Origin of the sequence: Streptomyces sp. JH14 (assembly GCF_029428675.1) — a bacterium.
GTDB lineage: Bacteria > Actinomycetota > Actinomycetes > Streptomycetales > Streptomycetaceae > Streptomyces.
The window spans coordinates 5,436,311-5,456,758 of the sequence record NZ_JAJNEL010000001.1; the positions used below are offsets into that span (position 1 = coordinate 5,436,311).

Genomic DNA, 20,448 nt, shown 5'->3' on the forward strand with positions numbered 1-20,448 from the left:
GAACGGCCGTGTTGTTGTCCGGTGTTGGTTAATTTCATAGTGTTTCGGTGGTCATTGCGTTAGGGAAACGCCCGGTTACATTCCGAACCCGGAAGCTAAGCCTTTCAGCGCCGATGGTACTGCAGGGGGGACCCTGTGGGAGAGTAGGACGCCGCCGAACAATTATTCCGGGAAAGCCCCGCACCTCTGGTGCGGGGCTTTTCTGCGTTCACAGGCCGGCCCCGGATGTGCGGCCAGGTGCAGGTGCCGATGACAGGCGTCGGGCACTCGCTTCGGGCGGTTATGAATATCCCTCGGTTCGGGGTATGGTTTACCTCGTTGCCGCAGCGCAGCAGGCCCCAATAGCTCAGTCGGTAGAGCGTCTCCATGGTAAGGAGAAGGTCTACGGTTCGATTCCGTATTGGGGCTCAGGTAACACGAAAGGCCCCCGCCGCTCGGCGGGGGCCTTTCGCATGTCCGGCACCTTCGGATTCACTGTCCGCCGATGTGGTGCGAATCGAGGCGGGCAATGTCGTCTGCGGAGAGGCGCAGAGCCCCCGCGGCCACGTTCTCCACGAGGTGGTCCGGATTACCGGTGCCGGGGATGGCGAGCACATGCGATCCCTGATGCAGGGTCCAGGCCAGCCGGACCTGTGCCGCCGTCGCGCCGTGAGCGCGGGCGACGGCGAGCAGCACGTCGTCGGTGGCCGGCGCGGAGGCTGCGCTGTGCGCGCCCTTCTCACGTCCCTCGCCGGCGATCGCGAAGAACGGGACGAACGCGATGCCCTGCTCTCCGCAGATCCGCAGGATGTCGTCGGCGTCCGTGGTGCGGGAGTCGAGACCGTAGCGGTTCTGTACGCAGACCACCGGAGCGATGGCCTGCGCCTCGGCAAGGTGGTGGGCCTTGATAGCGGAGATGCCGAGGTGGCGTACGAGGCCGGCTTCGCGGAGCTCGGCCAGTGCGCCGAAGTGTTCGGCGACCGAGTCCTGGCCCATGAGGCGCAGGTTCACCACGTCGAGATGGTCGCGGCCCAGCTGACGCAGGTTCTCCTCCACCTGGCCGCGCAGTTCGTCCGGCCTGGCCGGAGTGATCCAGGCGCCCGAGGGATCCCGTGCGGGGCCGACCTTGGTGGTGATGACCAGGTTCTCGGAGTACGGCGCCAGGGCACGGTTGATCAGCTCGTTCGCGGACCGTATCGACGAGAAGTAGAACGCGGCGGTGTCGATGTGGTTCACGCCGAGTTCCGTGGCACGCCGGAGCACGCTGATCGATTGCTCGCGGTCGCTCGGGGTGCCGAGGTCGAAGGCGGCACTGCCGGTCAGGCGCATCGCTCCGAATCCGATGCGGTTGACTGTCAGGTCGCCGAGGTCCCACGTGCCGGCGGACGCCGCGGTGATGGTCTCCGATGTCATGGTGCGGAGTCTGTCAGAGGCTCCGCACCTTGAGGCGCGGTCAGACGGCAGGAGGCTCGGGTACGCGCATGGCCAGGATGGCCATGTCATCAGAGGCCGGTTCGGCGGCGAACCGTTCGACGGCCCGCAGGACACGGGTCGCCACGGCTCCTGCCGTGAGGCCCGTGCACGTGGTGAGGACATCGGCCAGACCGTCGTCGCCGAGCATGCGGGTGCCTTCGCGGCGTTCTGTCACGCCGTCGGTGACGCACAGCAGCACATCGCCCGGGGCGAGGGTGACGGTCTGCTCGTACAGTTCGAGGTCCTCGATGACCCCCAGCAGCGGCTGCGGTTCGGCCGCCGCCTCGACCGTGCCGTCCTGCCGGAGACGCAGTGGCAGGGGATGCCCGGCGCACACCACCTTCAGAAGTGCGCTGCCGTCCTCCTGGGGCCACAGCTCGCCGTAGAGAAGGGTGAGGAAGCGGCTGCGGGCACCCTCGTCGAGGATGGCGGCGTTCAGACGCTCCAGGACAGCGGGGCCGCCGAAGCCCTCGCGTGCGAGCAGGCGCAGGGCGTGGCGGGCGAGGCCCGTGACAGCCGCCGCCTCCGGACCCGTACCGCACACGTCACCGATGGCGAAGCCGTAGGCGCCGTCGCGGATCGGGAAGACGTCGTAGAAGTCGCCGCCGACCTCGTTGCCCTCGCCGGCCGCACGGTAGATGACCTCGATCTCGACGTTGGGGACGTCGGGCAGGCCGGGCGGCAGCAGGCTGCGCTGCAGGGACTGGCTGATCGCCATGCGCTCGGAGTAGAGGCGGGCGTTGTCGAGGGCGAGGGCTGCGCGGCGGGAGAGATCCTCGGCCAGTTCGAGGATCTCCTGGCGGAAGTGGTCGTCGGACGGCTTGCCGAGCGTGAGCATGCCGATGACGCGGTTGCGGGCGACGAGCGGGAGGACCACAGTCTCGCCGCCGACCGCGGCCGCGGTCGCCAGTGTGGAGCGGATGCCGGAGCCGAGGGCGGTGGACTCGCTGAGGCCGAGACTCCGCATCGAAGTGCGCAGCGCCGCCTCATGCGCCGCCTCGGACGGGGCGGCCCAGACCCGGGCGCCGGGCGTCGGCACGGGATCCGGCGGGGCGATCTTGGACAACAGGGCCTTGAGGCCGTCGATGAGTTCCTCGTCCTCGTGGAGCACGTAGGAGAGGTACGGCTCCGAGGACTGGTCGGCGATCGTGTAGACGGCGCACCAGGTGGCCAGGGTCGGGACCGTCATCTGAGCCATCAGGGCCAGCGTCTGGTCCCGGTCGAGCGTGCCGGCGAGCAGGTCGGAGGCTTCGACGAGGAAGGACAGCGAACCGCGGCGGAGCCGTTCGAGTTCGCCGAGGCGGGCCGATTCCACGGCGAGCGCGATGCGGTCCGCGGCGAACTGGAGGCGCAGGGCCTCCTCGTTGGTGTACCTGCCGGGTGCTTCGGCGGCGACGCCCAGTGAGCCGGTGAGGCGGCCCTCGACCTTCAGCGGGACGGTGACGACGGAGCGCATACCGGTCCCGCCGAGCAGAGGGACGGCGCCGGGAACGGCGGTGAGGTCCTCGTGGACCGCGGGCATCCTGGCGGAGCCGTACCGTCCGGTGCCCGCCTCGACGGGGACCCGGGCGAAGCGCTGACGGGCGGACGGCAGGCCGGTCGTGGCCCGTACCTCCAGCTCCGTCTCGTCGTCCGTGGCCAGCAGGAGGAAGGCCGCATCCGCGTCAAGCATGTCCCGGGCCCGTTCGACGGTGCGCTGGAGCAGCCCGTCCAGGTCATCGGGGGCGGGAGAGCCGATGAAGACTTCGAACGGGTCCGTGGCGCGGTTCTCGGCGCCGGCGTCGGAGACGGGGGTGCGGACCGGGGACTGCAGCACGGCGCGCTCGTATTCGCGGACGAGCAGACAGACCGTCGACGGCTCGCCCTGGGTGTCGCGGACTCTGAGGTGCGAGGCGTAGACGGGAATGGTGCGTCCGTCGGCGCCCCGGATTCCGTAGCTCCCCTCCCAGCGGGAGAGCTGGAGCGCGTCGACGATGCCGGTGTTGGTGCCGGGAGTGTGGGGCCAGGCCGCGAAGTCGGTGAGCTGCTTGCCGGTGACCTGGTCCGCGGTGTAGCCGAAGAGGAACGTTGCGTCATCGTTCCAGGCGGCCAGAGAACCGGAGCTGTCGATCTGGACGACGGCGACCCGGACGCGCTCGTCGGCGACCGGGAGCAGAGGCGTGGGGAGCAGGGGACCGGCGGAGCGGATGCCCACCGGGCGCTGCGGGAGATCGAGCTGGAACCAGACATGTTTGTGCGTCGGGGTGTACTCGACGCCCCACCGGGAAGCGAGCGCTGCGCAGAGCAGCAGCCCCCGGCCGCTCTCACGGTCCGGGCTGCCGAAGTCCAGACCGGTGCTCTGGAGCGGGATCTCGCGTTCCGGATAGCGGTCGGAGACCTCGACCCGGACGCCGTCCTCCGTACGCAGACAGAGCACGTCGGCGGCGGTGCCGGCGTGCACCACCGCATTGGTCACGAGCTCACTGGTGAGCACGACCGCGTCGTCGACGACGTCGGTGTAACCCCAGCCCTGCAGGGTGTCACGCACGAAAGTGCGGGCGGTCGCTACCGAGCGCCCGACCGGGTCGAAGGTGGCGGCCGCGCGCGCGGTGATCACAGCACTCCCCATATGGTGTCTCGTCGCTTTCCCGAGTCCTGTGCCCGTTTCTCGCCGCTTCGATTCGCCTGCCAGGCTAGACGCTCGGTCTCTGTTCCGGGTACACGAGGGCCGACTTCGGGCAAGGGCGACCAGGAAGTGGTCGGTGAGCGGACAAGTGTGGGCTTCCCAACGGAGGGATGAGGGACAACCGTTGGAGGTTGCACCCCGGTCCGTTGCGGCCTGGTAGGTTTCAACGATTTGACGTCCGCATGGTCACCCGTCGACGGTGGGCAGTGGCGGTGAGCCAATGTGGATCTGGGCAAGCTCCCAGTTAAGGCCCGAGCGATACGGTCAACCCCTGCGGGAGGGACACGGTGGAGTCTGGCGTGGCGGCGCGGGGATCAGGAACGCGCACAAGAGGCGGACAGTCCGTGAAGAAACAGCGCAATGGAACGATCGAGGTGGACGCGGCAGCGCTCAACAGGCTGCTCGCGGGCCTGGTGGCGATGCGCGACGGGAACTTCCGCAGGCGTCTGACGGTCTCGGGCGACGGCGTGATGACGGAGCTCGCCGCGGTCTTCAACGAGGTCGCCGACCGCAATCTCCATCTCACCGGAGAGCTGGCACGGGTACGTCGCGTGGTCGGGCGCGAGGGAAAGCTGACCGAGCGGCTGGAGACAGGGGCCTGCGAGGGCTCCTGGGCGGCAGCCATCGATGCCTCGAACGAGCTGGTCGACGATCTGGCGCGGCCCGTGTCGGAGGTCGGGCGGGTGCTCTCGGCGGTCGCCGACGGTGATCTCGAGCAGCGGATGGAGCTCCGGTCGCACACGGCGGACGAGACCGTGCGGCCGCTGCGCGGCGAGTTCCTGAAGGTTGCCCGTACGGTCAACAACCTGGTCGACCAGCTGTCGGTGTTCACCGAGCAGGTGACGCGGGTGGCGGTCGAGGTGGGGACCGAGGGCAAGCTGGGCGGGCAGGCCCAGGTGCGCGGAATGTCCGGTTCCTGGAAGGACCTCACGGACTCCGTCAACACCATGGCGTACCGGCTGACGGCGCAGGTGCGTGACATCGCCCTGGTCACGACGGCGGTCGCCAAGGGGGATCTGTCACGGAAGGTCACCGTCCATGTGGCCGGTGAGATGCTCCAGCTGAAGAACACCGTCAACACGATGGTCGACCAGCTGTCGTCGTTCTCCTCCGAGGTGACCCGGGTCGCCCGCGAGGTGGGCACGGAGGGCGAGCTCGGCGGACAGGCGACGGTGCCCGGCGTGGCCGGGGTGTGGAAGGACCTCACCGACTCCGTCAACACGATGGCCGGAAACCTCACGTCGCAGGTGCGTGGCATCGCGGAGGTGACGACGGCGGTCGCCAACGGTGACCTGTCACAGAAGGTCACGGTGAGCGCCCGCGGCGAGGTGGCGCAGCTCGCCGAGACCATCAACCAGATGACCGAGACGCTGCGGACCTTCGCGGACGAAGTGACGCGGGTGGCCAGCGAGGTCGGTGGCGAGGGTCTGCTCGGCGGCCAGGCCCAGGTGCCGGGCGCGGCGGGTACGTGGAAGGACCTCACCGATTCGGTGAACACGGTCTTCCGGAACCTGACGACGCAGGTGCGCGACATCGCGCAGGTGACCACGGCGGTCGCCAGCGGCGACATGACGCAGAAGGTCACGGTCGATGTGGCCGGCGAGATGCTGGAGCTGAAGAACACCGTCAACACGATGGTGGACCAGCTGCAGTCCTTCGGTTCGGAAGTGACCCGGGTCGCCCGGGAGGTCGGTGTCGAGGGCCGCCTCGGCGGCCAGGCCGAGGTGCCGGGCGCGGCGGGTACGTGGAAGGACCTCACCGATTCGGTGAACACGGCGTTCCGGAACCTGACGGGTCAGGTGCGCGACATCGCGCAGGTGACGACCGCGGTGGCGAACGGCGATCTGTCGCAGAAGGTCACCGTGGACGTGGCCGGCGAGATGCTGGAGCTGAAGAACACCGTCAACACGATGGTGTCGCAGCTGTCGTCCTTCGCCGACCAGGTGACGCGCATGGCGCGGGACGTGGGCACGGAGGGCCGGCTCGGCGGCCAGGCACGGGTCGACGGAGTCTCCGGTACCTGGAAGGAGCTCACCGACTCCGTCAACTTCATGGCGGGGAACCTGACCTCCCAGGTGCGTCAGATCGCACAGGTGACGACGGCGGTGGCGCGGGGCGATCTGTCCCAGAAGATCGACGTCGACGCCCGCGGTGAGATTCTGGAGCTGAAGAACACCATCAACACGATGGTCGACCAGCTCTCCGCCTTCGCCGAGCAGGTGACCCGGGTGGCCCGTGAGGTGGGCACGGACGGGCGGCTCGGTGGGCAGGCGCAGGTGCCCGGTGTGGCCGGTGTGTGGCGTGACCTCACCGATTCGGTGAACGGCATGGCGGGGAACCTGACCGCTCAGGTCCGTAACATCGCGCAGGTCGCGACGGCGGTGGCGCGCGGCGACCTGTCCCAGAAGATCGACGTCGACGCCCGTGGCGAGATCCTGGAGCTGAAGAACACCCTCAACACGATGGTGGACCAGCTGTCGAACTTCGCCGAGCAGGTGACGCGGGTCGCCCGTGAGGTGGGTACGGAAGGCATTCTGGGCGGCCAGGCCGAGGTACAGGGCGTGTCCGGCACCTGGAAGGACCTCACCCAGTCCGTCAACGGCATGGCGAACAACCTGACCATGCAGGTCCGCAACATCGCCGAGGTCACCACCGCGGTCGCGAAGGGCGATCTCTCCAAGAAGATCACCGTCGACGCCAAGGGCGAGATCCTCGAACTGGTGACGACCGTCAACACGATGGTCGACCAGCTGCTCAACTTCGCGGACGAGGTGACGCGAGTCGCGCGCGAGGTGGGTACCGAGGGCATCCTGGGCGGCCAGGCCCGGGTGCGCGGTGCGACGGGTATCTGGAAGGACCTCAGCGAGAACGTCAACCTGATGGCCAACAACCTGACCAGTCAGGTGCGGAACATCTCCCGGGTCTCGTCCGCCGTCGCCAACGGCGATCTGACCAAGAAGGTCACCGTCGAGGCGCGCGGCGAGGTCGCCGAACTCGCCGACACCGTCAACACGATGGTGACGACGCTGTCCTCGTTCGCCGACGAAGTGACGCGAGTCGCCCGTGAGGTGGGCACGGAGGGGGAGCTGGGCGGCCAGGCGCGGGTCCCTGGCGTCTCCGGTACGTGGAAGGACCTGACCGAGTCGGTGAACTCGATGGCGTCCAACCTGACCGGTCAGGTCCGCCAGATCGCCACGGTCACCACGGCCATCGCCAAGGGCGATCTCACCAAGAAGATCGACATCGACGCCCGCGGTGAGATCCAGGAGCTGAAGAACACCATCAACACGATGGTCGACCAGCTGTCGTCGTTCGCCGAGCAGGTGACCCGGGTGGCCCGTGAGGTGGGCACCGAGGGGCAGCTGGGCGGCCAGGCCCGGGTCCGGGACGTGGACGGCACCTGGCGCGATCTCACCGAGTCCGTGAACGAGATGGCCGGGAACCTGACCCGTCAGGTGCGGGCCATCGCGGCCGTGGCCACCGCGGTGACCCGTGGCGACCTCAACCTCAAGATCGACGTGGACGCGGCCGGCGAGATCCAGGCCCTGCAGGACAACATCAACACGATGATCGCCAACCTGCGCGACACGACGGCCACCAACAAGGAGCAGGACTGGCTCAAGGGCAACCTCGCCCGGATCTCCGGTCTGATGCAGGGGCGCCGCGATCTCGACGACGTCGCCTCGCTGATCATGAGCGAGCTGACTCCGGTCGTCTCGGCGCAGCACGGGGCGTTCTTCCTGGCCATGCCGACCGGCGACGCCGACGCGGTGGTGGCGGACGGCGACAAGGACGGTGCGTACGTGCTCCGCATGCGGGGCAGTTACGGCTACTCCGCGGGCTCGATGCCGACGTCTTTCCGGCCCGGCGAGACGCTCATCGGTACGGCGGCGGAGGAGAAGCGGACGATCCAGGTGGACAACGTGCCGCCGGGCTATCTGAAGATCTCCTCGGGGCTGGGCGAGGCACCGCCCGCCCATGTGATCGTGCTGCCGGTGCTCTTCGAGGGGCAGGTCCTCGGCGTGATCGAGCTGGCCTCGTTCCAGCCGTTCACCCACATCCAGCGCGACTTCCTCAACCAGCTCGCCGAGATGATCGCGACGAGCGTCAACACCATCAGCGTCAACACCAAGACCGAGAAGCTTCTGGAGCAGTCGCAGGAACTGACCGAGCAACTGCGCGACCGCTCCGAGGAGTTGGAGAACCGGCAGAAGGCGCTCCAGGCCTCCAACGCCGAACTGGAGGAGAAGGCCGAGCTGCTGGCCCAGCAGAACCGCGACATCGAGGTGAAGAACACCGAGATCGAGGAGGCCCGGCAGGTCCTGGAGGAGCGCGCCGAGCAGCTCGCGGTCTCGATGCGCTACAAGTCCGAGTTCCTGGCGAACATGTCGCATGAGCTGCGTACACCGCTCAACTCGCTGCTCATCCTGGCCAAGCTGCTCGCGGACAACGCCGAGGGCAATCTCTCGCCGAAGCAGGTGGAGTTCGCCGAGACGATCCACGGTGCCGGTTCCGACCTGCTCCAGCTGATCAACGACATCCTCGACCTGTCGAAGGTCGAGGCGGGCAAGATGGACGTCAGCCCGACCCGGATCGCTCTGGTCCAGCTGGTCGACTACGTGGAGGCGACCTTCCGGCCGCTCACCGCGGAGAAGGGGCTCGACTTCTCCGTACGCGTGTCGCCTGAGCTGCCGGCGACGCTGCACACGGACGAGCAGCGGCTCCTCCAGGTGCTGCGCAACCTGCTGTCCAACGCGGTGAAGTTCACCGACAGCGGCGCCGTCGAGCTGGTGATCCGGCACGCCAGTACGGATGTGCCGCACGCCATCCGTGAGCAGCTCCTCGAAGCCGGTTCGCTGCGCGACGCCGACGCCGACCTGATCGCCTTCTCGGTCACCGACACCGGCATCGGGATCGCGTCCAGCAAGATGCTGGTGATCTTCGAGGCGTTCAAGCAGGCGGACGGCACGACGAGCCGCAAGTACGGCGGCACGGGACTGGGGCTGTCCATCAGCCGGGAGATCGCCCGGCTGCTGGGCGGCGAGATCCATGCGGCGAGCGAGCCGGGCAGGGGCTCGACCTTCACGCTGTATCTGCCGCTCCACCCCAGCGAACTGCCGCCGCAGGGTTACCCGCAGATCGGCCCGGGGCCCATCGAGGCGCATGGCCAGGCGGTCGAGGAAGGGCTGATTCCGGAGGCCGGTGCGGAGTACGGCATGGGCGGCGATCCGTCGGTGCCCGGTCCGGTCAGTTCCGCGGGGCTGTTCCGGCACCGCCGCAAGGCGCTGGGGATGGAGCGCAGGACCGCGCTGCCGCCGAGGAGCGCCGCGCCGGCCGGGTCGGTCCAGGAGCCGTGGGCGGCGGCCGGCCAGGAGGAGCCCGAGGCCCGCAGGGTGTTCCGGTTTGGCGGCGAGAAGGTGCTGATCGTCGACGACGACATCCGTAACGTCTTCGCGCTCACCAGTGTGCTGGAGCAGCACGGCCTCTCGGTCCTGTACGCGGAGAACGGGCGCGAGGGCATCGAAGTCCTGGAGCAGCACGACGACGTGACGGTCGTACTGATGGACATCATGATGCCGGAGATGGACGGTTATGCGACGACCACGGCGATTCGCCGTATGCCGCAGTTCGCCGGACTGCCCATCATCGCGCTGACCGCGAAGGCCATGAAGGGAGACCGGGAGAAGGCGATCGATTCCGGCGCTTCCGACTATGTCACCAAGCCTGTTGATCCTGATCATCTGCTCTCCGTCATGGAGCAGTGGATGCACGGAGGGTGATCGTCGATTGGTGGATCGCGATAAGTTGCTGATCGAGTGTGCGCGAATGGGTGTGAGGGGGCGGTGCGCGGGGAACCTTCTGGTCTCCCACCGCGTTTTCGGTATGTGCACAGTGACATCGCGGTGACAGGGTGTGGTGACGGGCGGGGTGCGGCTACCATGACCGGCACAAGGACGGACGACGCAAGGGAGTCGTCCCCTGGGGCGGCGCCCGGTGCAATTCCGGGGCGAGGAGGACGGGCCATGGTGCCGAAGGCCAAGATCCTCCTGGTCGATGACCGGCCGGAGAATCTGCTGGCGCTGGAGGCCATCCTCTCTGCGCTCGATCAGACACTGGTACGGGCATCGTCAGGGGAGGAAGCGCTCAAAGCGCTGCTCACGGACGACTTCGCGGTCATTCTGCTGGACGTCCAGATGCCGGGTATGGACGGTTTCGAGACCGCCGCGCACATCAAGCGGCGGGAGCGGACCCGGGACATCCCGATCATCTTCCTCACCGCGATCAACCACGGTCCGCATCACACCTTCCGGGGTTACGCGGCGGGTGCGGTGGACTACATCTCGAAGCCCTTCGATCCCTGGGTGCTGCGCGCCAAGGTCTCGGTCTTCGTCGAGCTGTACACGAAGAACTGCCAACTGCGCGAACAGGCCGCACTGCTCAGGCTTCAGCTCGAGGGCGGCGGCCGGCCGAGTGTGGACCAGGACAGGGAGCCTGCCGGACTCCTGGCCGAACTCTCGGCGCGCCTCGCGGCCGTCGAGGAGCAGGCGGAGGCCCTCTCCAAGCAGCTCGACGACGAGTCGGCGGATGCCGCAGCAGTGGCGACCGCCGCCCATCTCGAACGGAAGCTGACGGGACTGCGGCGCGCGCTCGACGCGCTGGAGCCCGGCGCCGGAAGCGGCACGGCGGCGCTTCCCTCGTAACGCGTCCTCGCGAAACTCACCGCTCCGGAAGCTGCGTTCGGTGGCGGGCCTCCGGTGTAACCGGTTGAGGGCGCGTCAGTTCCACGGCCCGGTAAGGCGACACGGCCGAACGAAGCGACGGGCACAGGTGTTCACTGCCGCCGACACCGGTAACCTCGGCACCATGGCCTCACGTACGTCCGGCAAGGGTTCCCAGGGCACGGCGGGCACCGCAAAGCGTCCCGGCCGTACCGCGGGTCCGGCGAAGAAAGCCGCGCCCGCGAAGAAAGCCGCCGCGAAGAAGACCGCACCCGCCAAGAAGGCCCCGGCCAAGAAGGCGGCCGCTCCCAGACCCGCACCGTCGCCCACCGGGGGCGTGTACCGGCTGGCGCGTGCCGTCTGGCTCGGCGCCGCCCATGCCATCGGCGCGATGTTCCGCGGCCTGGGGCGCGGGGCCAAGGGACTCGATCCCGCGCACCGCAAGGACGGCATCGCGCTGCTCCTGCTCGGTCTCGCGCTGATCGTCGCCGCGGGCACCTGGTCGAATCTTCGGGGGCCGGTCGGGGACCTCGTCGAGATGCTCGTCACCGGAGCCTTCGGCCGGCTCGACCTGCTCGTACCGATACTGCTCGGCGCCATCGCCGTACGGCTGATCCTCTACCCGGAGAAGCCCGAGGCCAACGGCCGTATCGTCATCGGGCTCTCCGCCCTGGTCGTCGGGGTGCTCGGACTGGTCCACATCGCGTGCGGATCGCCGGGCCGGGGGGACGGCACCGAGGCGATGCAGGACGCGGGCGGACTGATCGGCTGGGCCGCTTCCAAGCCGCTCATCTACACCATGGGCGAAGTCCTCGCCGTGCCACTGCTCCTGCTCCTCACTGTCTTCGGACTGCTGGTCGTCACCGCGACGCCGGTGAACGCCATTCCGCAGCGGCTGCGACTGCTCGGTACGAAGCTGGGCATCGTCGAGCCCGTGTACGACCTCGAGGACGAGAGCGACGACGAGCGGTACGACGAGCAGTGGCGCGACGCGCTGCCCGCCCGCTCACGCCGTTCCTCCGCCCGCCGTACCGAGGCGCCCGGCGAGTACGACCCCGAGCAGGCGGAGGCCGAGGCGCTCTCCAGACGCCGCAGGCCGCGCAGGCCCTCCGTGCAGCCCGCGATGAGCCGGACCATGGATGCGGTGGACGTCGCCGCGGCCGCGGCCGCGGCGCTCGACGGGGCGGTACTCAACGGCATGCCGCCCTCGCCGATCGTCGCCGACCTCACCCAGAGCGTCTCCGTCGAGCGGGACCGGGAACGGTCCGGCACCCCGGTGCCCGGCGCGAGGGAGGCGGGGACGGACCCGTCCGAGAAGCGTGCGGCGCCCTTCGGCGGTGTACCCGATCTGACCAAGCCCGCGCCCGACCGGTCGCAGTCCCAGCCGCTGCCGGCCCGTGCCGAGCAGCTTCAGCTCTCCGGCGACATCACGTACGCGCTGCCGTCGCTCGATCTGCTGGAACGCGGCGGTCCGGGCAAGACCCGCAGCGCCGCCAACGACTCGATCGTGGCCTCCCTGACGAATGTCTTCACCGAGTTCAAGGTCGATGCCGCGGTCACCGGCTTCACCCGCGGACCGACGGTGACGCGGTACGAGGTGGAGCTCGGCCCGGCCGTGAAGGTCGAGCGGATCACCGCGCTCGCCAAGAACATCGCGTACGCCGTCGCCAGTCCCGATGTCCGGATCATTTCCCCGATCCCTGGGAAGTCCGCCGTCGGCATCGAGATCCCCAACACCGACCGCGAGATGGTCAACCTCGGCGACGTGCTGCGCCTCGCGGCCGCGGCCGAGGACGACCACCCGATGCTGGTCGCGCTCGGCAAGGACGTCGAGGGCGGCTATGTGATGGCCAACCTCGCGAAGATGCCGCACGTGCTGGTGGCCGGCGCCACCGGTTCCGGCAAGTCGTCCTGCATCAACTGCCTGATCACCTCGGTCATGGTGCGGGCGACTCCGGACGACGTCCGGATGGTGCTCGTCGACCCCAAGCGCGTCGAACTGACCGCGTACGAGGGCATTCCGCATCTGATCACGCCGATCATCACCAACCCGAAGCGTGCCGCCGAGGCGCTGCAGTGGGTCGTCCGGGAGATGGACCTCCGGTACGACGACCTCGCCGCGTTCGGCTACCGGCACATCGACGACTTCAACCAGGCCGTGCGCAACGGCAAGGTCAAGCCGCCGGAGGGCAGCGAGCGGGAGCTCTCCCCGTACCCGTATCTGCTGGTGATCGTCGACGAGCTGGCCGATCTGATGATGGTCGCTCCGCGTGACGTCGAGGACGCCATCGTCCGTATCACCCAGCTGGCCCGCGCCGCCGGCATCCACCTGGTGCTCGCCACCCAGCGGCCGTCCGTCGATGTGGTCACCGGTCTGATCAAGGCGAATGTGCCCTCACGGCTCGCCTTCGCGACCTCTTCGCTGGCCGACAGCCGCGTCATCCTCGACCAGCCCGGCGCCGAGAAGCTCATCGGCAAGGGCGACGGACTGTTCCTGCCGATGGGGGCCAACAAGCCGACCCGTATGCAGGGCGCGTTCGTCACCGAGGGTGAGGTGGCGGCCGTCGTCCAGCACTGCAAGGATCAGATGGCGCCGGTCTTCCGCGAGGACGTGGTGGTCGGCAGCGCCCGGAAGAAGGAGATCGACGAGGACATCGGCGACGACCTGGATCTGCTCTGCCAGGCCGCCGAACTGGTCGTCTCCACCCAATTCGGCTCCACCTCGATGCTCCAGCGCAAGCTGCGCGTCGGCTTCGCCAAGGCCGGCCGGCTGATGGACCTCATGGAGTCGCGGAACATCGTCGGACCGAGCGAGGGGTCCAAGGCGCGCGATGTCATGGTGAAACCGGATGAACTGGATGGGGTGTTGGCACAGATCCGCGGGGAAACTGGTTCGTAAGGGTGCGGTAAGCAACCGTTTCGTCGGGTCGTACGTCAAGTTGAGGGAAGGGGCAGCAGGATGTCCTTTCAAGGGCGGCCCGGCGGTTGGGGCGGCGTGCGTATCCGAGGTGTTCGAGTCCGACGGCACTGGTGTCCGGCGGTGTTCGAATCCGATGGCGTACAAAGTCCTGCTCCCGGTTGCCCCACCCTTTCGTACCCCCCCTAGACTGAACACCCAGCAGGTGGCTCACGCTCGAAAGGCGCCCCCGTGTCCATCGGCAACTCCCCCGAAGACGACCGGCCTTCGATCGGTCGAGCGCTTCAGCAGGCTCGCATCGCCGCAGGTCTCACGGTCGAAGAGGTCAGCTCGTCCACCCGGGTGCGCATCCCCATCGTGCACGCGATCGAGGCGGACGACTTCTCCCGCTGCGGCGGCGACGTGTACGCCCGCGGGCATATCCGTACGCTGGCGCGCGCCGTCTCCACAGATCCGGAACCGCTTGTTTCGCAGTACGACGCCGAGCACGGCGGCCGTCCCGCGCCGACGCCCGCGGCGCCGCTGTTCGAGGCCGAACGGATCCGTTCCGACCCCCGTCGGCCCAACTGGACCGCCGCCATGGTCGCGGCGATCGTCGCCGTGATCGGTTTCGTCGGCTTCACGTTCTTCAAGGGCGGTGACGACGGCGGTGCGACCACACAGGTCGCGGAGGGCTCGACACCCGACAAATCGAGCCCGAAGCCGAAGCCGACCAAGACCACCGACCCCAAACCCGTACCGTCCGACAGCGCCATCGCCGCGGCCCCCCGGGACAAGGTGACGGTCAAGCTCAGCGCAACCACGGGCAAGAGCTGGATCTCCGCCAAGGACCACAACGGCCGGCAGCTCTTCGATGGGCTGTTGCTGCAGGGCCAGTCCAAGACCTTCCAGGACAAGGAGCGCGTCGACCTCGTCCTCGGTGACGCCGGTGCGATCGAACTCTTCGTCAACGGCAAGAAGGTCGAGGACAAGTTCCAGCCGGGCCAGGTCGAGCGGCTCTCGTACACGAAGGGCGACCCCGAGGTCGGCTGACCGACCGACAGTGCATGACAAGAGCGCGAGCGCCCGGCGATCCTGCCGGGCGCTCGCGCTCTTGTCACTCCCTGTGACGCCGGAACCCTGCTCGGCGGGGCGAGTGCCGGGACAAAGTAGTCTTGAGCCCATGCCCGAACGCCGTACCGTCGCCCTTGTCACTCTTGGCTGCGCCCGTAACGAGGTGGACTCGGAGGAGCTCGCAGGCCGCTTGGCAGCGGACGGCTGGGAGCTCGTCGAGAATGCCTCCGACGCAGATGTCGCCGTCGTCAACACCTGTGGATTCGTCGAGGCCGCCAAGAAGGACTCCGTCGACGCCCTCCTCGAAGCCAACGATCTGAAGGACCACGGCCGCACCCAGGCCGTGGTCGCGGTCGGCTGCATGGCCGAGCGCTACGGCAAGGATCTTGCCGAAGCCCTGCCGGAAGCCGACGGAGTCCTCGGATTCGACGACTACGCCGACATCTCCGACCGCCTCCAGACCATCCTCAACGGGGGCATCCACGCCTCGCACACCCCGCGTGACCGGCGCAAGCTGCTGCCGATCAGCCCGGCCGAGCGGCAGGACGCCGCAGTCGCGCTGCCCGGGCACGCACAGGTCGCCGCCCCCGCCCCTGCGGACCTTCCCGAGGGCGTTGCGCCCGTGTCCGGGCCGCGCGCGCCGCTGCGCCGGCGGCTGGGCACCAGCCCCGTCGCCTCGGTGAAGCTCGCCTCCGGCTGCGACCGCCGCTGCTCGTTCTGCGCCATCCCGTCCTTCCGTGGCTCGTTCGTCTCGCGGCGCCCCTCGGACGTCCTGCAGGAGACCCGCTGGCTGGCCGAGCAGGGTGTGAAGGAGGTCATGCTGGTCTCCGAGAACAACACCTCGTACGGCAAGGACCTCGGCGACATCCGGCTCCTGGAGACGCTGCTGCCGGAGCTGGCCGAGGTCGACGGGATCGAGCGGATCCGGGTCAGCTACCTGCAGCCCGCCGAGATGCGACCCGGGCTGATCGATGTGCTGACGTCGACGCCGAAGGTGGCGCCGTACTTCGATCTCTCCTTCCAGCACTCCGCCCCCGGTGTGCTGCGCGCGATGCGCCGCTTCGGGGACACCGACCGCTTCCTGGAGCTCCTGGAGACCATCCGCAGCAAGGCACCGCAGGCCGGTGCGCGGTCCAACTTCATCGTGGGCTTCCCCGGCGAGACCGAGGCCGACCTCGCCGAGCTGGAACGCTTCCTCACGGGGGCACGGCTCGACGCCATCGGCGTCTTCGGGTACTCCGACGAGGACGGCACCGAGGCGGTCGGTTACGAGAACAAGCTGGACGCCGACGTCATCGCGGAGCGGCTCGCGCACATCTCGCAGCTGGCCGAGGAGCTGACCTCGCAGCGCGCCGAGGAACGACTCGGGGAGTCCCTCCAGGTGCTGGTCGAGTCGGTCGACCCGACCGAGGACGAGCCGCGTGCGGTGGGGCGTGCGGCGCACCAGGCACCCGAAACGGACGGCCAGGTGCTCTTCACCGGGCGCGAGGGCCTCGTGCCGGGCCGTATGGTCGAGGCAAAGGTGGTGGGCACCGAGGGAGTGGACCTGGTGGCCGAGTGTTCCGAGCTTGCGGAGGCAGCCAGATGACGGGAGTCCCGGCATCCGCGACAGGTGGACCCGGCACGAAGCCGGTCCGCGGCGGCAAGCTGGGCACTGCGGCCGTCAATCAGGCCAGCCTGTGGAACATTGCCAACATCCTCACCATGGTGAGGCTGCTGCTGGTGCCCGGCTTCGTCGTGCTGCTGCTGCACAACGGCGGCTACGACCCGGCCTGGCGGTCGTTCGCCTGGGCGGCGTTCGCCATTGCCATGATCACCGACCTCTTCGACGGTCACCTGGCACGCACGTACAACCTGGTCACCGACTTCGGGAAGATCGCCGACCCGATCGCGGACAAGGCGATCATGGGCGCGGCGCTGATCTGTCTGTCGTACCTCGGCGATCTGCCGTGGTGGGTCACGGGCGTGATCCTCTTCCGCGAGATCGGCATCACGCTGATGCGCTTCTGGGTGATCAGGCACGCGGTGATTCCGGCCAGTCGCGGCGGGAAGATGAAGACGCTGGCGCAGGGGACGGCCGTCGGGATGTACGTCCTGGCGCTGACCGGGCCGCTGGCCACCCTGCGCTTCTGGGTGATGGCGGTGGCCGTCGTGCTGACGGTCGTCACCGGGCTCGACTATGTGCGCCAGGCGGTTGTGCTGCGGCGCAAGGGGCTGGCGGCCGAGCGGGCCGCTGCGGCGGCCGCGGAGCCGAGCGCCGGGGCCTCGGGGACACGTGGGGCTGCCGAGGGGGATGGGGCTTCCCGGACCGCTGAGCCCGACGGGGCGTCCAAATCCGCCGGTGCCGCCGGTCCTGCGGAGACCGAGCGGTGACTGCCGCGGCCCGGGTGCTGCAGCTGCTCGTGGAGCGTGGTGAGACCCTCGCCGTCGCCGAGTCGCTGACCGGCGGCCTGGTCGCGGCGGAGCTGACCTCCGTACCCGGTGCCTCGCGGTCCTTCCGCGGGTCCGTGACGGCGTACGCAACGCCTCTGAAGCGGGACGTACTGGCCGTGGACGGGGCCCTGCTGGCAGACCGCGGCGCGGTGGATCCCGAGGTCGCGCAGCAGATGGCGGCAGGTGTGCGACGCGTTCTCGGTGCAGACTGGGGTGTGTCGACCACCGGCGTCGCGGGACCCGAGCCGCAGGACGGCAAGCCTGTCGGAACGGTCTATGTCGCGGTGGTGGGGCCGGCCGGTGCGGAGAAAGTGACCGCGCTGCGGTTGAACGGCGACCGGGCGGACATCCGTAGAGAGAGCGTACGGAGCGTGCTCGAGTTGCTCTCCGGCGAACTCGGCGAAAATGCGAGCGCACAGGATACGGAACACAACGGGGGGAATTGATGTTTGCAGCCCAGAGTGAACACGACATCGCTCCCCGCACGGCCGCAGCACAAGGCGGTACGGTGGGGCGTGAAGGATGCGGCTACGCGGTCCGAGGAGGGAGCCACCGATGATTCTGCTCCGTCGCCTGCTTGGTGACGTGCTGCGTCGGCAGCGCCAGCGCCAAGGCCGTACTCTGCGCGAAGTCTCCTCGTCCGCCCGAGTCTCGCTCGGCTATCTCTCCGAGGTGGAGCGGGGGCAGAAGGAGGCATCCTCCGAGCTGCTCTCCGCCATTTGCGACGCGCTTGACGTACGGATGTCCGAGCTCATGCGTGAAGTGAGCGATGAGCTGTCGCTGGCTGAGCTGGCCGAGTCGGCAGCAGCCAGCGATCCGGTACCTGTACCGGTGCGCCCCATGCTCAATTCCGTCTCCGTGACGTCGGTGGCAGGTGTGCCGACGGGACGGGTGACAATCAAGGCACCCGCGGAAGCGGTGGATGTCGTCGCCGCCTGACCCGCACACTCGGTGTGAAGCCGAAGCCCCGGTCGGTCCCTCTCGGGATCGGTCGGGGCTTCCGCGCGTGCGGGGGCCGTGCGCGGGGGCCCGTTGCCGGGTACCCGGATGCGTCCGTTGCGGGCCTGACGGCAGAAATGCCGGATATCAGACGAATATCCCGAATTACTGTTTCAAGTCATATGTGCCATGGTGGGGGATGCGTCGACGGCTATGAGGCGCATCAGACCATGCGAACGGAGAAGCTCGCCCGCGCCGTGCGCGCCGGTACTGCACACCGGTGCGCCCTCCCGCCGGGTGATCGGACCGGACTAGGTTCGGGCGGAGGAGGCAGCCATGGTACGGCGATGGGTGCCCGCGCTCGCTCTCGGCGGGATGTGGTGGTGGGCCGTGCTGCGGCTGGTGCTGGAGTCGGAACATGCCGGGCTGGTCGAGGGCGCGGTGGCAGCGGGCGGTTGGGGGCTCAGCCTCCTGCCCGTCCATGTGGCTGCCAACGCCGGGCCGGAGGAAACGAAGGACGCCGACGGAGAGACGCCCGGTTGGTGCGCGGCCGTGAGGCGACGTGCCGGCCGCGCAGCCGGCACGGCGGCAGACCAGGCCTGGCGTACTACCAGGGCATGGCTACGCCGCCGTTCGGGCGGAGGATCTGGCCGGTCATGAAGCCGGATGCGTCGGATGCGAGGTGCAGGACCGTGTGGGCGACGTCCTCGGCCTCACCCACCCGGCCGAGCGGGGAGATCCGGACCATGGCCGCCTCGGTGCGGTCCTGCTGCTCCGCGTCGTGCTTGGCGGTCATGCGGGTACGGATCCAGCCCGGTGCGACGGCATTGACGCGGATGGCGCGAGGTCCCAGTTCGGTCGCCAGGGTCCTGGTCAGCTGGACGACTGCCGCCTTGGCCGCGCTGTAACAGAGCAGCCCCGGGTTTGCGGCGTCGACCGCGCCGGAGGCCATGGTGATCAGCGAGCCGGGTGCGCCGCGCGCGATCATGCTGCGGGCCACCTCCTGGCACGCGTACAGCACGCCCTTGAAGTTGACGGCGAGCACGCGGTCGAGGTCTTCGTCGGTCGTGTCCAGGACGCTGCTCGTATGCATGATTCCGGCGACGGCGGCCAGGATGTCGAGGTCACCGGCTGCGGCGACCGCGTCCCGGAGGCGACTGCGGTCGGTGACATCGAGGTGATGGGTGTGGGCTGCACCACCTGCCCGAGTGATCATCTCCTGCGTCTCCAGAAGGCCCTTCTCGTCCCGGTCGACGCAGTGGACGGTTGCTCCCGCCTGTGCGAGCAGGACCGCGCTGGCCCGGCCGATGCCGCCGGCCGAGCCGGTGATGAACGCGGAGCGGCCGGTGAGGTCGTACGCGGCGAGAGGCATGTCCGGACCGTACGACCGAATCTGACGGTACGTCAACTATGGTGTGGGGCCGGATTGGCAGCCTGGGCACCAGTACGTGGGGCGGGTGTCCTGCTCCGCCGTTCGGATGGGGGCACCGCAACGAAGGCAGGGGCGGTGGGTCCGGCCGTACACCCAGAGCCGCTCGTGCGCGCCGTACCCGCGCGCCCGGGAGCCGGTGGTCGTCCGGACAGGCTGGTCACGGTTGGCTTCGAGGAGCTGTTTGGCCGTGGTGACCAGTCGGGCGGCGGTGGGGGCGGCCAGCTCACCGACGGGCAGCCAGGGGGTGACGCGGGCGAGGAAGCAGAGCTCGGCCTTGTAGATGTTGCCGATGCCGGCCAGATTGCGCTGGTCCAGAAGGGCTTCGCCCAGGGGGCGGGTGGGGTCGGTGAGCAGGTTGCGCAGCGCGGTGCCGGGGTCCCAGTCGGGACCCAGAAGATCGGGGCCGAGATGGCCGACCGCCTTCTCCTCGTCCGCGGTGCGAAGGAGCTCCAGGACGGGGAGCCGATAACCGACCGCTGTGCGGTCGGCGGTGGCGAGAATCGCGCGGATCTGATGGGACGGGCCGCCTCGCCAGCGCTCGCCCGGGGCGTATACGTGCCAGGCGCCGTCCATCCGCAGGTGGCTGTGAAGGGTGAGGCCGCCCTCGATCCGCGTGAGGAGATGCTTGCCGCGCGAGACGGCGTCGAGGACGGTCCTGCCGGTGAGATCGGCGGTCGCGAACCGTGGCACGCGCAGGTCCGAGCGGGTGAGGACCTGGCCGGCCAGCGCGGTGTGCAGACGCCTGGCGGTGTGCAGGACGGAGTCTCCTTCGGGCATGTCTCCATAATGCGTGGTGGTGTGGTGCGGGGGAGTGTTGCGGCCGAGGCGGGGGCGCGGG

13 protein-coding genes, 1 tRNA gene and 1 rRNA gene are annotated in these 20,448 nt (G+C 68.9%); 11 read left to right on the forward strand and 4 right to left on the reverse strand.

Annotated elements, in window-relative coordinates; genetic code table 11:
• Positions 1-43 precede the first annotated feature (43 nt).
• Positions 44-160: ribosomal RNA gene (gene rrf, locus LRD69_RS24615) — 5S ribosomal RNA — on the forward strand.
• A 175-nt stretch (positions 161-335) separates the two neighbouring features.
• Positions 336-408: transfer RNA gene (locus tag LRD69_RS24620), tRNA-Thr, on the forward strand.
• A 63-nt stretch (positions 409-471) separates the two neighbouring features.
• On the opposite strand, the gene LRD69_RS24625 is transcribed toward LRD69_RS24620, so the two are convergent.
• Together LRD69_RS24625 and LRD69_RS24630 are read right to left on the reverse strand one after the other, a co-directional pair.
• Positions 472-1,392 (reverse strand): aldo/keto reductase, encoded by a 921-nt coding sequence (locus LRD69_RS24625; RefSeq protein WP_277328714.1) that lies wholly within the window; start codon positions 1,390-1,392, stop codon positions 472-474.
• 40 nt (positions 1,393-1,432) lie between these two features.
• Positions 1,433-4,060: a SpoIIE family protein phosphatase gene (locus tag LRD69_RS24630; protein WP_277328715.1), complete on the reverse strand. Its 2,628-nt coding sequence runs from the start codon at positions 4,058-4,060 to the stop codon at positions 1,433-1,435.
• A gap of 401 nt (positions 4,061-4,461) precedes the next feature.
• On the opposite strand from LRD69_RS24630, the gene LRD69_RS24635 reads away from it, so the two are divergent.
• The 9 genes from LRD69_RS24635 (at position 4,462) to LRD69_RS24675 (ending at position 18,838) form a co-directional block, all read left to right on the forward strand.
• On the forward strand, positions 4,462-9,897 hold the full coding sequence (locus tag LRD69_RS24635) for a HAMP domain-containing protein (protein ID WP_277328716.1): 5,436 nt from the start codon (positions 4,462-4,464) through the stop codon (positions 9,895-9,897).
• A 243-nt stretch (positions 9,898-10,140) separates the two neighbouring features.
• Entirely contained in the window at positions 10,141-10,818 is a 678-nt protein-coding gene (locus LRD69_RS24640; protein ID WP_277328717.1) for a response regulator, read from the forward strand.
• Positions 10,819-10,981: 163 nt separating this feature from the next.
• Positions 10,982-13,735 (forward strand): DNA translocase FtsK, encoded by a 2,754-nt coding sequence (locus LRD69_RS24645; RefSeq protein WP_277328718.1) that lies wholly within the window; start codon positions 10,982-10,984, stop codon positions 13,733-13,735.
• A gap of 249 nt (positions 13,736-13,984) precedes the next feature.
• Complete coding sequence (locus LRD69_RS24650) at positions 13,985-14,785, forward strand: helix-turn-helix domain-containing protein (RefSeq protein WP_277328719.1); 801 nt, start codon at positions 13,985-13,987, stop codon at positions 14,783-14,785.
• A 130-nt stretch (positions 14,786-14,915) separates the two neighbouring features.
• On the forward strand, positions 14,916-16,394 hold the full coding sequence (gene rimO, locus LRD69_RS24655) for a 30S ribosomal protein S12 methylthiotransferase RimO (RefSeq protein WP_277328720.1): 1,479 nt from the start codon (positions 14,916-14,918) through the stop codon (positions 16,392-16,394).
• Positions 16,391-17,179, forward strand: coding sequence for a CDP-diacylglycerol--glycerol-3-phosphate 3-phosphatidyltransferase (pgsA, locus tag LRD69_RS24660; protein WP_277328721.1), 789 nt, complete (start codon positions 16,391-16,393; stop codon positions 17,177-17,179). The genes rimO and pgsA overlap by 4 nt, the downstream gene beginning before the upstream one ends.
• Complete coding sequence (locus LRD69_RS24665) at positions 17,176-17,685, forward strand: CinA family protein (RefSeq protein ID WP_277328722.1); 510 nt, start codon at positions 17,176-17,178, stop codon at positions 17,683-17,685. The genes pgsA and LRD69_RS24665 overlap by 4 nt, the downstream gene beginning before the upstream one ends.
• Positions 17,686-17,794: 109 nt before the next feature.
• Complete coding sequence (locus tag LRD69_RS24670) at positions 17,795-18,178, forward strand: helix-turn-helix transcriptional regulator (protein WP_018105285.1); 384 nt, start codon at positions 17,795-17,797, stop codon at positions 18,176-18,178.
• A gap of 336 nt (positions 18,179-18,514) precedes the next feature.
• Positions 18,515-18,838, forward strand: coding sequence for a hypothetical protein (locus tag LRD69_RS24675; RefSeq protein ID WP_277328723.1), 324 nt, complete (start codon positions 18,515-18,517; stop codon positions 18,836-18,838).
• On the opposite strand, the gene LRD69_RS24680 is transcribed toward LRD69_RS24675, so the two are convergent.
• Together LRD69_RS24680 and LRD69_RS24685 are read right to left on the reverse strand one after the other, a co-directional pair.
• A complete protein-coding gene (locus LRD69_RS24680) occupies positions 18,786-19,550 on the reverse strand; it encodes an SDR family NAD(P)-dependent oxidoreductase (protein ID WP_277328724.1) in 765 nt (254 codons plus the stop codon). The two genes, LRD69_RS24675 and LRD69_RS24680, sit on opposite strands and share 53 nt — an antisense overlap.
• A gap of 36 nt (positions 19,551-19,586) precedes the next feature.
• Positions 19,587-20,387 (reverse strand): DNA-formamidopyrimidine glycosylase family protein, encoded by an 801-nt coding sequence (locus tag LRD69_RS24685; RefSeq protein WP_277328725.1) that lies wholly within the window; start codon positions 20,385-20,387, stop codon positions 19,587-19,589.
• Between the last annotated feature and the right edge of the window lie 61 nt (positions 20,388-20,448).

Coding starts and splice junctions, on each gene's coding strand:
- LRD69_RS24625 (WP_277328714.1), bottom strand. CDS start 1,392: ATGACATCGGAGACCATCACCGCGGCGTCCGCCGGCACGTGGGACCTC.
- LRD69_RS24630 (WP_277328715.1), bottom strand. CDS start 4,060: ATGGGGAGTGCTGTGATCACCGCGCGCGCGGCCGCCACCTTCGACCCG.
- LRD69_RS24640 (WP_277328717.1), top strand. CDS start 10,141: ATGGTGCCGAAGGCCAAGATCCTCCTGGTCGATGACCGGCCGGAGAAT.
- LRD69_RS24645 (WP_277328718.1), top strand. CDS start 10,982: ATGGCCTCACGTACGTCCGGCAAGGGTTCCCAGGGCACGGCGGGCACC.
- rimO (WP_277328720.1), top strand. CDS start 14,916: ATGCCCGAACGCCGTACCGTCGCCCTTGTCACTCTTGGCTGCGCCCGT.
- pgsA (WP_277328721.1), top strand. CDS start 16,391: ATGACGGGAGTCCCGGCATCCGCGACAGGTGGACCCGGCACGAAGCCG.
- LRD69_RS24670 (WP_018105285.1), top strand. CDS start 17,795: ATGATTCTGCTCCGTCGCCTGCTTGGTGACGTGCTGCGTCGGCAGCGC.
- LRD69_RS24675 (WP_277328723.1), top strand. CDS start 18,515: ATGGTACGGCGATGGGTGCCCGCGCTCGCTCTCGGCGGGATGTGGTGG.
- LRD69_RS24680 (WP_277328724.1), bottom strand. CDS start 19,550: ATGCCTCTCGCCGCGTACGACCTCACCGGCCGCTCCGCGTTCATCACC.
- LRD69_RS24685 (WP_277328725.1), bottom strand. CDS start 20,387: ATGCCCGAAGGAGACTCCGTCCTGCACACCGCCAGGCGTCTGCACACC.